We start from the raw sequence: 15,557 nt of genomic DNA on the forward strand, positions 1-15,557 counted from the left end.
GCCTTCCGTCCTGTCCGGGGCGGTCGAGCCGGCCAAGCTGACCCCAATCCATGACCCAATCCGCAACCAGCCACTATTACGTCGAAAGCCCGAGCACGCGTGCCCTGGTGATCGGCGCAATCGGCGTCGTCTTCGGCGATATCGGCACCAGCCCCCTCTACTCGCTCAAGGAGTGCTTCAGCGCGGAGCACGGCATCCCCTTCAGCGAGGCGGCCGTGCTCGGCATCATCTCGATGCTGTTCTGGGCGATGATCATCGTGGTCTCGCTCAAATACGTGCTGTTCGTGATGCGCGCGGACAACGACGGCGAAGGCGGCGTGCTGGCCCTGATGGCGCTCGCGCTGCGCACGGCCGCGCCACGCTCGCGCCGGGCCAAGATGCTGATGATGTTCGGCATCTTCGGCGCCTGCATGTTCTACGGCGACGCGGTGATCACGCCGGCCATCTCCGTGATGTCAGCGGTGGAAGGGCTGGAGATCGCGGCGCCGGGGCTGTCGCATTTCGTCATCCCCATCACCCTGGTGATCCTGTGTGCGCTGTTCCTGATCCAGCGCAGCGGCACCGCGACGGTCGGCAAACTGTTCGGCCCGGTGATGGTGGTGTGGTTCCTCGCACTCGGTGCGCTGGGCCTGCTGCACCTGATGCACGCGCCGGGCATCCTGATGGCGCTCAGTCCGCACCACGCGATCAGCTTCCTGATGGAGCACTCGCTGCAGGCCTTCGTGGTGCTGGGCTCGGTCTTCCTGGTGCTGACCGGGGCCGAGGCGCTCTACGCCGACATGGGCCACTTCGGCGCCCGCCCGATCCGCTACGGCTGGTTCGTGCTGGTCATGCCCTGCCTGATGCTGAACTACTTCGGCCAGGGCGCGATGCTGCTGCAGAACCCCAAGGCGATCGAGAACCCCTTCTACCTGATGGTGCCGGACATGCTGCAGCTGCCTATGGTGCTGCTGGCCACGCTGGCCACGGTGATCGCCTCGCAGGCGGTCATCTCCGGCGCCTTCTCGCTGACCAGTCAGGCCATCCAGCTCGGCTTCGTGCCGCGCATGCGCATCCGCTATACCTCGGACGCGGAGATCGGCCAGATCTACCTGCCGGTGATCAACTGGATCCTGCTGGTGCTGGTGATCGCCGTGGTGGTCGCCTTCAAGAAATCGGACAACCTGGCCGCGGCCTACGGCATCGCCGTGACCACCACCATGGTCATCACTACCTTCCTCGCCGTGGTGGTGATGCGCAATGTCTGGAAGTGGAACCCGGTGCTGGTCATGCTGATCGGCCTCGGTTTCCTGATGGTGGATCTTGCCTTCTTCTCTGCCAACCTGCTGAAGGTGGCCGAGGGCGGCTGGTTCCCGCTGCTGCTGGGCGGCCTGGCCTTCTTCCTGCTGATGACCTGGTACAGCGGCCGCAAGCTGCTGCGCGCGCGCAGCCTCGAGGACGGCATCCCGCTCGAACCGTTCATCGCCGGCCTGCTGGCGCACCCGCCGCACCGCGTCGAAGGCACCGCCGTGTTCCTGACCGGCAATTCGGACTATGTGCCGGTCTCGCTGCTGCACAACCTGAAGCACAACCGCGTGCTGCACGAGCGCGTGGTCTTCCTGACCTTCGTGACGCGTGACATCCCCTACGTCGATGATGACCGCCGCCTGGCGTGCAAGGACCTCGGCGGTGGCATCTACATCCTGCGCTCCGAATACGGCTTCAAGGAGACGCCCGATGTGCAGAAGGTGCTGGACCTGGCGCAGCGCAAGCTGGGCATGGCCTTCGAGCTGATGGAGACTTCCTTCTTCATCGCGCGCGAATCGGTGATCCCGTCCAAGCTGCCGGGTATGTCGATGTGGCGCGAGAGCCTGTTCGCCTGGATGCACCAGAACGGCGCCAAGCCGTCGGACTTCTTCTCGATCCCGGCCAACCGGGTCGTGGAACTGGGCACCAAGGTCGAGATCTGAGCGGCCGGCTGGCCGCTGCACCCAGGAAAAAGCCCCCGCATGCGCGAGCATGCGGGGGCTTTTTCTTGCCTTGCCGGGCGCCAGCGGGCAGCGCGTGCGGCCGGCGGCTGGCTACCGCCTATCGCCTGCCGCCTGCCGCCGCGCCGGTGCCGGGTCTTCAGCGCTTGAGCTTGGCGAAAGCCGCTGCCATCGCGCCCGCCGGCTCCGCTTCGCGGCGTCCACCGCCGAAGCCCTTGCCGCCGCTGCGCTGGCCGCCGCGCTCGCTGCCGCGATCGCCGCCGCCGGCCGAACGTGAACTCTGGCCGGGCTCATCGTCCAGCCGCATCGACAGGCCGATGCGGTTGCGCTTGACGTCGACTTCCATCACCTTGACCTTGACGATCTGCCCGGCCTTGACGACCTCGTGCGCATCCTTGACGAACTTGGAGGAGAGCGCGGAGATGTGGACCAGGCCATCCTGGTGCACGCCGATGTCGACGAAGGCACCGAAGGCGGCCACGTTGGTCACCACGCCTTCCAGCACCATGCCGGGCTGCAGGTCCTTGATCTCCTCGACGCCTTCCTGGAAGGTGGCGGTCTTGAACTCGGGGCGGGGATCGCGGCCGGGCTTCTCCATCTCGGCCAGGATGTCGCGCACCGTCGGCAGGCCGAAGGTGTCGTCGGTGAACTGGGCCGGCGACAGGCCGCGCAGGGCTTCACGGTTGCCCAGCACGGCGGAGAGGTCCTTCTTGATATGGTCGAGGATGCGCTTGACCACCGGATAGGCTTCCGGGTGGACCGAGGAGCGGTCGAGCGGGTTGTCGCCGTTGTTGATGCGGAGGAAGCCCGCGGCCTGCTCGAAGGTCTTGTCGCCCAGGCGCGGCACCGCCTTCAGTGCCTCTCGGTTGGCGAAGGCGCCGTTGGCGTCGCGGTAGTCGACGATATTGCGCGCCAGCACCGTGTTCAGGCCCGAGACGCGCGCCAGCAGCGGCGCCGAAGCGGTGTTGACATCCACGCCCACGGCGTTCACGCAGTCCTCGACCACGGCGTCCAGTGCGCGCGCCAGTTCGCGCTGGTTGACGTCGTGCTGGTACTGGCCCACGCCGATCGACTTGGGATCGATCTTGACCAGCTCCGCCAGCGGATCCTGCAGGCGGCGCGCGATCGACACCGCGCCACGCAGCGAGACGTCGAGCTCGGGGAATTCCTTGGCCGCCAGTTCAGAGGCCGAGTAGACCGAGGCGCCGGCCTCGCTGACCACGATCTTGGTCAGCTTCAGCTCGGGAGCCTGGCGCATCAGGTCCTGCACCAGCTTGTCGGTCTCGCGGCTGGCGGTGCCGTTGCCGATCGAGACCAGGGCCACGCCATGCTGCTTGGCCAGCCGCGCCAGGGTGGCGAGCGAGCCGTTCCAGTCTCGGCGCGGCTCGTGCGGGTAAATGGTGGCGGTCTCGAGCAGCTTGCCGGTGGTATCGACCACGGCTACCTTGCAACCGGTGCGGATGCCGGGGTCGACGCCCATCACGGCCTTGTGGCCGGCCGGCGCCGCCAGCAGCAATTCGTGCAGGTTGCGGCCGAACACCTTGATGGCTTCGCCCTCGGCGGTCTCGCGCAGCTGGGTCAGCAGCTCGGTCTCGATGTGCGGCTGCACCTTGACGCGCCAGCACCAGCGGCACACGTCGCCCAGCCATTTGTCGGCGGGGCGGTTCTGGTTCTGGATGCCGAAGTGGCGCGCAATCATGCCTTCGCAGGGGTGGGGCACCAGCGTGTCCTGCTCTTCGCCCAGGCCCAGCTTGACCATCAGCACGCCGGCGTTGCGGCCCCGGAACAAGGCCAGGGCGCGGTGCGACGGCACGTTGCGGATAGGCTCGCTGTAAGCATAGTAGTCGCGGAACTTCTCTTCCTCCGCGCCTTCCTTGCCTTCCATCACGGTCGAGCTGACCACGCCCTGGTTCCACAGGTGGTCGCGCAGCTTGCCGAGCAGTTCGGCGGTTTCGCCGAACTGCTCGGAGAGGATGTCGCGCGCGCCGTCCAGCGCGGCTTTCACGTCGGGCACGCCGCCGTCGGCAGTGGGGTTGCCGTTGACGTACTTGGCGGCCTCGGCCTGCGGCTCGAGCGTGGGATCGGCCAGCAGGGCCTGCGCCAGCGGCTCCAGGCCGCATTCGCGCGCGATCTGGGCGCGCGTGCGGCGCTTGGGCTTGTAGGGCAGGTAGAGGTCTTCCAGCGCCTGCTTGGTCTGGGCGCCTTCGATGGCGGTGCGCAGGACGTCGGTCAGCTTGCCTTGTTCTTCGATCGAAGCCAGGATGGCCAGGCGGCGCTCTTCCATCTCGCGCAGGTAGAGCAGGCGTTCTTCCAGCGTGCGCAGTTGCGTGTCGTCCAGGTTGCCCGTGACTTCCTTGCGGTAGCGGGCGATGAAGGGCACGGTGGCGCCTTCGTCCAGCAGCGCGACGGCCGCCGCCACCTGGCGGGGTTGCACCGAGAGTTCGGCCGCGATCAGCGACTCGATCTTTTGTGAAACGTGGGCGGGCAGGTTGGGCATCCGGAATACAGGAAAACAGTCAGTCGAAAGCGGGGCATTTTGCCACAAGCCCGCGGCGCCGCCAGCATCGGCCGCCGGGCGCGCCGGCAGCCGGGCCGGCGTGCCCGCCGTGTGCCGTGCGCGGCCAGGCGGCAGCGCCCGGCGGCGGCGCCGCAGGCACGCGGGCGGGCGCCGGCGCGGGCCGCCCGGATGCTAGAATCGCACCATGATCGACAAGCCACACCAGGCCACCATGCAGGCCAAGCATCCAGGCGTGCCACGCTCGCGCGCGGGCGCCCCCGCAGCTCCAGTCGCCGGCGCTGCCGTGCGCGCACCGCGCCGGCCCGGCGCGCTGCTGATGGCGGCCTGCCTGGCCGCCGTGCTTGGCGCAGCGGTGGGTGGCGGCCGGGCGCATGCCCAGGCCCCGGTGCCGGCGGCCGAAGCCGCGCCGCGCGACTTCGACGCCGAACGCAAGGCGATCGATGATTCGCGTGCCTGGACCAACTACCGCTACGCCAAGGCCGAGCACGATTGCTATGCGACGTTCTTCGTCAACCACTGCGTCGACAAGGCCAAGGACGTGCAGCGCGAGGAACTGGAGGTGCTGCGCAAGCGCGAGCTCGAGGTCAGCGCCGCCGAGCGCGCCTACAAGGCCGTGCAGCGCGACCAGCGCCAGGCGCTGCAGCGCGCGCAGGACGAAGCGGAGCGACCGCAGCGGGAGGCCAACGAGAAGGCCAGCCGCGAGGCATTCGGCAAGAAGCAGCAGGAGCAGCAGCTGCGCGATGCCGAGCGCCAGGGCCAGGCCCCGCAACGTGCGGCCAATGCCCAGGCCTACGACAAGAAGCAGGCGGATTTCGATGCGCGCCTGAAGGAAGCGCAGCAGCATGCCGCCGAAGACGCGCGCAAGCGTGCCGAGAACGTCAAGGACTACGAAGCCAAGCAGCGCGATGCCGCACAGCGGCAGCGCGAGCTGGACGAGCGCCGCGCCAAGGCCAAGGAGCAGGGTTCCGCTTCGTCGCCGCGTCCTTTCGGCTTCTGAGTGGCCAGCGCCCGGCAACGTGGACCGTGGAGGAGGGAGGTGCGACCATGGATCTGAACCTGAACACCCTGCAGCGGCAGATCATCGAGCTGCAGATCGAGCACCGTGACCTGGACTATCTGATCGACCACATGTCGCAGGACCCGGCCCATGACGAGCTGCAACTGCGGCGCCTGAAGAAGCGCCGCCTCAAGCTCAAGGACGCCATCACCTTGCTGCAGCTGCAGCTCGAACCCGACGTGCCTGCCTGATGCCACTGCGCGGCAGCCCTGACTGCCGCGCGCTATCTCCCTAGCCTTGTCCGATTCCCCAGACCTGATTTCCGCCGCCGAGCCGGCGCCCCCGACCGCCACCGCGACAGCGCAGGACGACGGCGCGGCCGCGCGCGCGGCGGCCAAGGCTGCCCACGTCGCCACGCTGTCCACCGTGTTCGCCCCGGATGGCACGCTCGCCCAGGCGATTCCCGGCTATCGCCCGCGCGATGCCCAGGCGAGCATGGCGCAGGCCGTGGCCGGTGCCATTGAGGATAGCGAGACGGTGATCGTCGAAGCAGGCACCGGCACCGGCAAGACCTTCGCCTACCTGGTGCCCGCCATGTTGTGGGGCGGCAAGGTGATCCTGTCGACCGGTACCAAGAACCTGCAGGACCAGCTGTTCCAGCGTGACATCCCGACCGTGCGTCGCGCGCTCAACGTGCCGATCTCGGTAGCCTTGCTCAAGGGGCGCGCCAACTATTTATGCCACTACCACCTGGAGCGGGCTGAGGTGGCGGGCAAGCTGGCGTCGCGGCAGGATGCGGCATGGTTGCGCGAGATCGGGCGTTTCGCCAAGGTCACTTCGACGGGAGACAAGGCCGAACTTGCCGCGGTGCCCGAGAATGCCCCGGTGTGGCAGCTCGTCACCTCCACCCGCGACAACTGTCTCGGCACCGAATGCCCGCACTACAAGGAATGCTTCGTCATGCGGGCGCGCAAGGAGGCGCAGCAGGCCGACATGGTGGTGGTGAACCACCACCTCTTCTTCGCCGATGTGGTGCTGCGTGATACCGGCATGGCCGAGCTGCTGCCGGCCGCCAATACCGTGATCTTCGACGAAGCCCACCAGCTGCCCGATACTGCCACCCTGTTCTTCGGCGAGACACTGTCGACCAGCCAGCTGCTGGAGCTGGCGCGCGATACCGTGGCCGAAGGCCTGTCGCACGCGCGCGATGCCGTCGACTGGGTGCGCCTCGGTGCGCCGCTGGAACGCGCCGCACGCGACCTGCGGCTGGCCTTCTCCAAGGACAGCACGCGCATGGCGATCAGCCAGATCGAGGCGGATCCCCGCATCGCGCCGGTCTTCAACGAGACGCTGGATGCGGTCGATGCCGCCCTGTCCGAATTCGTCGAGCTGCTCGAGTCGCAGGCCGAACGTGCCGAATCGCTGCAGCAGTGTCACCGCCGCGCGGTCGAACTGGCGCAGCGGCTGGCCGCCTGGCGCGAGCAGCCGGCGCCGCCGCGGCCGGCCGCGGCCACCGGCGAGGAAGTCCCGGCCGCGCCCGCCGATGCGTTCGGCCCGGACACCGTGCGCTGGGTCGAGGTCTTTTCGCACACGGTGCAACTGCACCGCACGCCGCTGTCGATCGCACCGATTTTCACGCGCCAGCGCGAGGGCCCGCCGCGCGCCTGGATCTTCACCTCGGCGACGCTGTCGGTGAAGGGTAACTTCACACACTATGCCGCCCAGCTCGGCCTGGACAAGGATCGCTCGCTGACCCTGCCCAGTCCCTTCGACTATGCGTCGCAGGGCTTGCTGTACGTGCCGCGAGGATTGCCGGCGCCACAGGCGCCCCATTTCACCGAGGCGGTGGTGGAGGCGGCGCTGCCGCTGATCGAGGCCGCCGGCGGGCGTGCCTTCCTGCTGTGCACCACCTTGCGTGCCGTGCAACGTGCGTCGGACATGCTCTACGATGCCTTCGCCGAGCGCGGGCTCGAATTGCCGCTGCTGGTGCAAGGCCAGGCCAGCCGCACCGAACTGCTGGATCGCTTCCGCGAACTTGGCAATGCCGTACTGGTGGGCAGCCAGAGTTTCTGGGAGGGCGTGGACGTGCGTGGCGAAGCCCTTTCGCTCGTCATCATCGACAAGCTGCCGTTCGCGCCCCCCGACGACCCGGTGCTGGCCGCGCGCATGGAGGTGCTGCAGAAGAAGGGCCTCAGCCCCTTTGCCGTGCACCAGCTGCCGCACGCCGTCATCACCCTGAAGCAGGGAGCGGGCCGCCTGATCCGCTCGGAGACCGACCGCGGCGTGCTGGTGATCTGCGATACGCGCCTGGTGGAGAAGCCCTATGGCCGGCAGATCTGGCAGAGCCTGCCGCCGTTCGCGCGCACGCGCGAGGAGCAGACGGTGCTGCGCTTCCTGTCGGACCTGCGCGGCCAGCCTGTGGCGACGGGCGACGATGGCGGCGATGGCGGCGAGGGTGACGGCGACGCGGTGTGATGCCGCACGGCGGCCGTCCCCGGTGCGTCGCCGGTGCGTCCCCGCGGAAATCTGACAAAAAGAAAGCCCGACATCGTCGGGCTTTCTTTTCTTCTATCGGTCCCCTGCCGCGCACAGCGGCAGGGGCGGCCTCAGAACAGCTGCCACCAGGACTTGTCCTTGCGGCGCTCGCCATACTTGATGAAGTCGCTGTTCGGGTAGTTCTTCTCCAGCACACGGGCGGCGTCGTCGCGCAGGTCGTTCAGGCCCAGCAGGTCGTACGAGCGCACCATGATGTACAGCGCTTCCTCGTTGGCCGGCGCGCCGTCGTAGTCCTTGAGCGACTGCTGGGCGCGGTTGGCTGCTGCCAGGTAGGCGCCGCGGCGGAAATAGTAGCGAGCGGCGTGAACCTCGTGCTCGGCCAGCGAGTTGACGATGTACTGCATGCGCGCGCGCGCGTCAGGCGTGTACTTGCTGTCCGGGTACTGCGTGACCAGGGTATTGAAGGCGTCGAAGGCCGCGCGTGCTGCCTTCGGATCGCGTTCGCTCAGGTCCTGGCCCGAGAAGCGGCCCAGCCAGCCCAGGTTGTCGTTGAAGTTGATCAGGCCCTTCAGGTAGTAGGCGTAATCGATGTTGGCGTGGTTCGGGTGCAGCTGGATGAAGCGGTCCACGGCCGCCAGCGCGGCCGCCGTCTCGCCATCCTTGTAGTTGGCGTAGGCCGTGTCGATCTGGGCTTGCTGCGCATAGCGCCCGAACGGGTAGCGGCTCTCCAGCTTTTCGTACAGCTTGACCGCGCGCGTGTAGTCGGCGCCATCCAGTGCGTCCTTCGCTTCCGAATATAATTTATTCGCCGACCAACCAGCGGTCTCGTCGGGCTGGTCGGCCAGCAGGCCGCATGCCGACAGCATGACGGCGCCGCCTGCGAGCAGAATCGCTCCAATTCTCGCGCGCCAACTGGCGCGTTTCATGCTCATCGTTTGCATGGGCAACGAATCCCGGATGAAAAAAAATAGCGTCAAGCATTATAGCCGAAGCCCCAAGTCACCAGCCGGTGGCGCGGACATCACGCAGCAGGACGCCGCCCAGCCGGCGGCGGAAGGTCTCGAAACGCGGGACGAGGAGGGCGGCGCGGACACCGTCGGGCCGGTCGCCGGCGACTTCCTGCCGTTGGAACTGGAAGTGAACGGGGCCGGCCACGGAGAGCGGCTGGACAAGCTGCTGGCGCGGCATTTCCACGAGTTTTCCCGCAGCCGCATCCAGCAGTGGATCGAGGATGGCGCGGTCACGGTCGATGGCGCGCCGGCACGCGTGCGCACCGCTGTGCAACTGGGCCAGCGCATCGAGGTGCGCCCGCAGGCCGCGCCCGAGACGCAGGCCTTCACCGCGGAGGACGTCCCCCTCTCTGTGGTACATGAAGACGACGCGCTGCTGGTCATCGACAAGCCGGCCGGACTGGTGGTGCACCCGGCCGCCGGCAACTGGAGCGGTACCGTGCTCAACGGCCTGCTGTACCGCTATCCCGCCGCGGCTGCCCTGCCGCGCGCCGGCATCGTGCACCGCCTTGACAAGGAAACCACCGGCCTGATGGTGGTGGCCCGCACGCTGACCGCGCAGACCGAACTGGTGCGCCAGTTGCAGGCGCGCACCGTCAAGCGCACCTATATCGCGCTGGTGTGGGGGGAGACGCCTGACGAGGGCACCATCGACGCGCCGATCGGCCGCGATCCGCGCGAGCGCATCCGCATGGCCATCGTGCGTACCAGCAGCGGCAAGCCCTCGCGCACCCATTTCCGCACCGTGGGCGTGGCCAGGCTGGGGCGTGCCACCGTATCGATGGTGCTGTGCCAGCTCGAAACCGGGCGTACCCACCAGATCCGCGTGCACTTCGAATCGATCGGCCACCCGCTGCTGGCCGACCCGGTCTACCACCGCGCCACGCAGCGCGGCATGCGCCAGGCCGTCAAGGCGCCGCTGCCGGTGCCGCTGGAGCGGCAGGCCCTGCACGCCTACAAGCTCGGGCTGATCCATCCGGTCAGCGGCAAGGCGGTGTCCTGGCAGGCGCCGCCGCCGGCCGACCTGCAGGCCCTGATCGATGCGCTGGAGTTCACCGCGCCGGGCGACGAGGAAGAGGAGGGCGATGAGGGCGGCGAGGGCGAGTACGGCTACGAAGACGGTGGCGAGTATGGCGACGATGAGGACTGGGATGACGACGAAGCCTGATGCCGGCTGGCTGGTCCCGGACTGGCCGGCGCCCGCGCAGGTGCGCGCCTTGTCCACCACGCGCCAGGGCGGCGTCAGTGCCGGGCCCTATGGCCTGGCCGGCGGTGCGGCAGGTGGGCTGAACCTGGGCCTGCATGTGGGCGACGATGCGGCGGCCGTGCAGGCCAACCGCGCGCGCCTGGAGGCGGTCTTGCCGCGCGCGCCGCGCTGGCTCGACCAGGTGCACGGCTGCGGCGTGGCTACGGCCGGGCAGGCCGGCGTCGCCGAGCCGGCGCCGCCGCGTGCCGACGCTTGTATCAGTGTGGAGGCGGGCCAGGTCTGCGCGGTGATGACGGCGGACTGCCTGCCGGTGCTGCTGTGTGATCGCGCCGGTACCGTGGTCGGCGCCGCGCATGCCGGCTGGCGCGGGCTGTGCGCCGGGGTGATCGAGGCCACGCTGGCACGCATGGCCGGTGCCAGGAGCGGTGCCGGTGGCGCGCCCGGGTGGCTGGCCTGGCTGGGGCCGGCGATCGGGCCGGCAGCTTTCGAGGTGGGCGCCGAGGTACGCGAAGCCTTCCTGGCCGAGGCCGACGCGGCCGGTCGCGGCGAGCAGGCCGCGGTCGCCGCGGCCTTCCGGGCTGGCGCCCCGGGCAAGTACTACGCCGACATCCATGCGCTGGCCCGGGTGCGCCTGGCGCGCGCCGGCTGCCACGCGGTCTACGGCGGCGACGCCTGCACGGTGGCCGATGCCGAGCGCTTCTACTCCTACCGGCGCGATGGCGTCACCGGGCGCATGGCCACCCTGGTCTGGCTCGCATCCTGAGCGCGCAGCAAACCAGCCGCCGCACGATGTTGCCCCGCTGAAGGGGGGTCACTGCGGGCCGTCTTCCGGCGGCGCCTTCGCCGCCATGCCGGCCTGCTCGCGCGACCGGCGCCGGCGGCGGCGCGCCGGTGTGCCGAGGATGTACAGCAGCAGGGCCACGGGACCGAGCCCGTACAGCACGAAGGTCGCCACGCCGGCGACCACATTGTGTTCGGTGATGGCCATCATCAGCGCCACGTACAGCCAGCCGATGGCAACGATATACATCAGGTTTTCATCCTTCTCGTGCAAACTCCGCGGCAGGGCGCCGGCCAGGCCTCGACGGCCGCTCCCGGAGCGGGCCGGGGAGCGTCTGCGCGCCAGGCCGGCGGCACGAAATAATCCGCATTGACAGCGCAGACATTGCAAGGCAACAATGGGTCGGACTGGCCTCCAGAGCGGCCGCTTTGTGCCCCGGGCGCCGCCGGCAAGCATACCGCATCACGCTGACAGCCGAGGCGCGAGGCGGGCCAGTCCAGGGGCCGGCCGGATCACCGATCCGGTCTGTCTTCGTGAACAAAACGGCAGAGAGACGACGACATCATGGCGACCGGCAAGGGTGCGGCAGCTTCCTCCCAGGAAGACCAGTTCCGACCATTTTCAATTCCGCCGGGGCCATTCGATCCAGCCGCATGGCTGGCATGGTCCCGCCAGGCGCAAGCCAACGGCGCGGCAGCGGCCCAGGGATTCCCTGGCTTCGACGGCCTGGCGTCCGGGCCCGCATTTTCCGGCCTGAAGGTGGCGCCAGGGCAGTTGGCCGAGATCCAGCAGCGCTACCTGCATGACTTCGGCCTGCTGTGGCGGGCGATGTCGGAGGGGCAGGGCGAGTCGGGCATCCCGCTCAAGGACCGCCGCTTCGCCGGCGATGCCTGGCACCGCAATGTGCCCTACCGCTTCGCCGCGGCTTTCTACCTGCTCAATGCGCGCGCCATGAACGAGCTGGCCGACGCGGTCGAAGCCGATGCCAAGACGCGCCAGCGCATCCGTTTCGCCGTATCGCAGTGGGTCGATGCGATGTCGCCGGCCAACTTCCTCGCCACCAATCCCGAGGCGCAGCAGAAGCTGATCGAGTCCGGCGGCGAATCGCTGCGCGCGGGCGTGCGCAACATGCTCGAGGACATGGGGCGCGGCAAGATTTCCCAGACCGACGAGACCGCCTTCGAGGTCGGCCGCAACGTCGCCGTCAGCGAAGGCGCGGTGGTCTACGAGAACGAGTACTTCCAGCTGCTGCAGTACAAGCCGCTCACCGACAAGGTGCATGCGCGCCCGCTGCTGCTGGTGCCGCCCTGCATCAACAAGTACTACATCCTCGACCTGCAACCCGAAGGCTCGCTGGTGCGCCACGCGGTGGAGCAGGGCCACACGGTCTTCCTGGTGTCGTGGCGCAACCCCGATGCCAGCATGGCCGAGCGCACCTGGGACGACTACATCGAGCACGGCGCCATCCGTGCCATCGAGGTGACGCGCGAGATCAGCGCGCAGGACCGCATCAACGTGCTGGGCTTCTGCGTCGGCGGCACCATCATCGCCACGGCGCTGGCCGTGCTGGCTGCGCGCGGCGTGCGCCCGGCCGCCAGCCTGACGCTGTTGACCACGCTGCTCGACTTCTCCGACACCGGCATCCTCGACGTCTTCGTCGACGAAGCCCACGTCAAGCTGCGCGAGGCCACCATCGGCGGTGGCGCCGGTGCGCCTTGCGGCTTGCTGCGCGGCGTGGAGCTGGCCAACACCTTCTCCTTCCTGCGGCCCAACGACCTGGTCTGGAACTATGTGGTCGACAACTACCTGAAGGGCAACACCCCGGTTCCTTTCGACCTGCTGTTCTGGAACGGCGACGCGACCAACCTGCCGGGCCCGTGGTACTGCTGGTACCTGCGCCATACCTATCTGCAGGACGAGCTCAAGGTGCCGGGCAAGCTGAGTGTGTGCAATGCGCCGGTGGATCTCGGTGCCATCGACGTGCCGACCTACATCTACGGTTCGCGCGAGGACCATATCGTGCCCTGGACCTCCGCCTTCGCGTCCACGGCGCTGCTGAAGAACCAGCTGCGCTTCGTGCTGGGAGCCTCCGGCCACATCGCCGGCGTGATCAATCCCCCGGCGAAGAAGAAGCGCAGCTACTGGACCAACGACAAGCTGCCCGCGACCTCGCAGCAATGGCTGGGCGGGGCGCAGGAACATCCCGGCAGCTGGTGGCCCGACTGGATGGCATGGCTGGGCAAGCATGCCGGTACCAGGAAGGCCGCGCCCCCGGGCTACGGCAACCAGCACTATCCGGCCATCGAGCCGGCGCCGGGCCGCTACGTCAAGGCCAAGGCATGACGGGCGGCGCGGCCATGCCGCGCCACCCTGTCTGCCCGGCCGTTGTGCATTCCGCCTACCACGCCAGGTATCCGGACATTTTTCAAGAGGACTCCAAATGACCGACGTTGTCATCGTATCCGCCGCGCGTACCGCGGTCGGCAAGTTCGGCGGATCGCTCGCCAAGATTCCCGCCCCCGAACTGGGCGCCATCGTCATCAAGGCTGCGCTGGAGCGTGCCGGGCTCAAGCCCGAGCAGGTCAGCGAAGTGATCATGGGCCAGGTGCTGACCGCGGCGTCCGGCCAGAACCCGGCCCGCCAGGCCTCGCTCAAGGCCGGCCTGCCGAGCTCGGTGCCGGCCATGACCATCAACAAGGTGTGCGGCTCGGGCCTGAAGGCCGTGATGCTGGCAGCCAACGCCATCATCGCCGGCGAAGCCGAGATCGTGGTCGCCGGCGGCCAGGAGAACATGAGCGCGGCACCGCACGTACTGCCGGGCTCGCGCGACGGCTTCCGCATGGGTGACACCAAGCTGGTCGACTCGATGATCGTCGACGGCCTCTGGGACGTCTACAACCAGTACCACATGGGCGTCACGGCGGAAAACGTGGCCAAGGAATACGGCATCACGCGCGAAGCCCAGGACGCCTTCGCCGTGGCCTCGCAGAACAAGGCTGAAGCGGCGCAGAAGGCCGGCAAGTTCGCCGAGGAGATCGTTCCCGTGCTGATCCCCCAGCGCAAGGGCGAACCGCTCGCCTTCGACCAGGACGAGTATGTCCGCCATGGCGCCACGGTGGACTCGATGGCTGGCCTGAAGCCCGCCTTCGACAAGAGCGGCACCGTGACCGCCGGTAACGCGTCGGGGCTCAACGACGGCGCCGCGGCCGTAGTGGTGATGTCGGCTGCCAAGGCCAAGGAGCTGGGCCTGACCCCGCTGGCGACGATCAAGTCCTACGCCAACGCGGGCGTGGACCCGAAGGTGATGGGGATGGGGCCGGTGCCGGCTTCCAAGCGCTGCCTGTCGCGCGCCGGCTGGGGTGTCAATGACCTCGACCTGATGGAGATCAACGAAGCCTTCGCCGCACAGGCGCTGGCCGTGCACCAGCAGATGGGCTGGGACACCTCCAAGGTCAACGTCAACGGCGGTGCGATCGCCATCGGCCACCCGATCGGCGCATCGGGCTGCCGTATCCTGGTGACGCTGCTGCACGAGATGAAGCGCAGTGGTGCGAAGAAGGGCCTGGCCTCGCTGTGTATCGGTGGCGGCATGGGCGTGGCGCTGGCAGTCGAGCGTCAGTGAGGGGTGTGCCGGTGCGCGGGTGCTCTCCCGTGTGCCGGCGTCAATAAGAAAGAGCCAACAAGGAGTGGATATGTCTCAGCGCATTGCATATGTGACCGGCGGCATGGGCGGAATCGGAACCGCGATCTGCCAGCGTCTGGCCAAGGATGGCTACCGTGTCGTCGCGGGCTGCGGTCCGAACTCGCCCCGTCGCGAGAAATGGATCGAGCAGCAGAAGGCCCTGGGTTTCGATTTCACCGCCTCCGAAGGTAACGTGGCGGACTGGGATTCGACCAAGGCTGCCTTCGACAAGGTCAAGGCCGAAGTCGGCGAGGTCGATGTGCTGATCAATAACGCGGGCATCACCCGTGACGTGGTCTTCCGCAAGATGACCCGCGCCGACTGGGACGCCGTGATCGACACCAACCTGACCTCGCTGTTCAACGTGACCAAGCAGGTCATCGACGGCATGGTTGACCGTGGCTGGGGCCGCATCGTCAATATCTCGTCGGTCAACGGGCAGAAGGGCCAGTTCGGCCAGACCAACTATTCGACCGCCAAGGCAGGCCTGCACGGCTTCACCATGGCCCTGGCGCAGGAAGTGGCGACCAAGGGCGTGACGGTCAACACCGTGTCGCCGGGCTATATCGCCACCGACATGGTCAAGGCCATCCGCCAGGACGTGCTCGACAAGATCGTCGGCACCATCCCGGTCAAGCGCCTGGGCGCGCCCGAGGAAATCGCCTCGATCTGCGCGTGGCTGGCCTCGGATGAGTCCGGTTTCTCGACCGGCGCCGACTTCTCGCTGAACGGCGGACTGCACATGGGCTGAGGCCCGCCGGGCCAACCCGGCAGGGGTCTTGCTGCGGCGCAATCGGCGCGCTGCACAAGGTCCATGCAGTGCCATCACGATAACGGTTTGCGGGCCTGACGGCCCGCAAACCGTTTATTCTTGCGGGTTTTCCTTAAGCCGGGCCGCT

12 protein-coding genes are annotated in these 15,557 nt (G+C 68.1%); 9 read left to right on the forward strand and 3 right to left on the reverse strand.

The window, feature by feature from the left end; translation table 11 throughout:
• Positions 1–50: 50 nt before the first annotated feature.
• Positions 51–1,949: a potassium transporter Kup gene (locus BKK79_RS19385; RefSeq protein WP_071013429.1), complete on the forward strand. Its 1,899-nt coding sequence runs from the start codon at positions 51–53 to the stop codon at positions 1,947–1,949.
• A 157-nt stretch (positions 1,950–2,106) separates the two neighbouring features.
• Here BKK79_RS19385 and BKK79_RS19390 read toward each other — a convergent pair whose 3' ends face one another.
• On the reverse strand, positions 2,107–4,464 hold the full coding sequence (locus BKK79_RS19390; RefSeq protein ID WP_071038267.1) for a Tex family protein: 2,358 nt from the start codon (positions 4,462–4,464) through the stop codon (positions 2,107–2,109).
• Between the two features lie 205 nt (positions 4,465–4,669).
• Between BKK79_RS19390 and BKK79_RS19395 the strand changes: the two genes are divergently transcribed.
• Genes BKK79_RS19395 through BKK79_RS19405 form a run of 3 tightly spaced genes read left to right on the forward strand, consistent with a single transcriptional unit; the run spans position 4,670 to position 7,957 of the window.
• Positions 4,670–5,482, forward strand: coding sequence for a hypothetical protein (locus BKK79_RS19395; RefSeq protein WP_071013424.1), 813 nt, complete (start codon positions 4,670–4,672; stop codon positions 5,480–5,482).
• Positions 5,483–5,529: 47 nt separating this feature from the next.
• A complete protein-coding gene (locus tag BKK79_RS19400; protein ID WP_071013421.1) occupies positions 5,530–5,733 on the forward strand; it encodes a YdcH family protein in 204 nt (67 codons plus the stop codon).
• A gap of 46 nt (positions 5,734–5,779) precedes the next feature.
• Positions 5,780–7,957, forward strand: a complete 2,178-nt coding sequence (locus tag BKK79_RS19405; protein WP_071038268.1) for an ATP-dependent DNA helicase — start codon at positions 5,780–5,782, stop codon at positions 7,955–7,957.
• A 131-nt stretch (positions 7,958–8,088) separates the two neighbouring features.
• On the opposite strand, the gene BKK79_RS19410 is transcribed toward BKK79_RS19405, so the two are convergent.
• A complete protein-coding gene (locus tag BKK79_RS19410) occupies positions 8,089–8,919 on the reverse strand; it encodes an outer membrane protein assembly factor BamD (protein WP_083384100.1) in 831 nt (276 codons plus the stop codon).
• Positions 8,920–8,935: 16 nt separating this feature from the next.
• Between BKK79_RS19410 and BKK79_RS19415 the strand changes: the two genes are divergently transcribed.
• Both BKK79_RS19415 and pgeF read left to right on the forward strand, forming a co-directional pair.
• A complete protein-coding gene (locus tag BKK79_RS19415; RefSeq protein ID WP_071038269.1) occupies positions 8,936–10,156 on the forward strand; it encodes an RluA family pseudouridine synthase in 1,221 nt (406 codons plus the stop codon).
• The gene (pgeF, locus tag BKK79_RS19420; RefSeq protein ID WP_071038270.1) at positions 10,140–10,958 is read left to right on the forward strand and encodes a peptidoglycan editing factor PgeF; all 819 of its coding nucleotides are present in this window, start codon (positions 10,140–10,142) and stop codon (positions 10,956–10,958) included. Before BKK79_RS19415 ends, pgeF begins: the two co-directional genes overlap by 17 nt.
• A 48-nt stretch (positions 10,959–11,006) precedes the next feature.
• On the opposite strand, the gene BKK79_RS19425 is transcribed toward pgeF, so the two are convergent.
• Positions 11,007–11,225, reverse strand: a complete 219-nt coding sequence (locus BKK79_RS19425) for a hypothetical protein (RefSeq protein WP_071038271.1) — start codon at positions 11,223–11,225, stop codon at positions 11,007–11,009.
• Between the two features lie 315 nt (positions 11,226–11,540).
• Here BKK79_RS19425 and phaC point away from each other — a divergent pair, with 315 nt between their 5' ends.
• From phaC to BKK79_RS19440, 3 genes are all read left to right on the forward strand, one after another.
• The gene (gene phaC / locus BKK79_RS19430; RefSeq protein ID WP_071038272.1) at positions 11,541–13,319 is read left to right on the forward strand and encodes a class I poly(R)-hydroxyalkanoic acid synthase; all 1,779 of its coding nucleotides are present in this window, start codon (positions 11,541–11,543) and stop codon (positions 13,317–13,319) included.
• Positions 13,320–13,416: 97 nt separating this feature from the next.
• Complete coding sequence (locus BKK79_RS19435; protein WP_071013403.1) at positions 13,417–14,598, forward strand: acetyl-CoA C-acetyltransferase; 1,182 nt, start codon at positions 13,417–13,419, stop codon at positions 14,596–14,598.
• 70 nt (positions 14,599–14,668) lie between these two features.
• Complete coding sequence (locus tag BKK79_RS19440; protein ID WP_071013401.1) at positions 14,669–15,409, forward strand: 3-ketoacyl-ACP reductase; 741 nt, start codon at positions 14,669–14,671, stop codon at positions 15,407–15,409.
• Positions 15,410–15,557 lie beyond the last annotated feature (148 nt).

Origin of the sequence: Cupriavidus sp. USMAA2-4, from assembly GCF_001854305.1 — a bacterium.
Lineage (GTDB): Bacteria > Pseudomonadota > Gammaproteobacteria > Burkholderiales > Burkholderiaceae > Cupriavidus > Cupriavidus malaysiensis.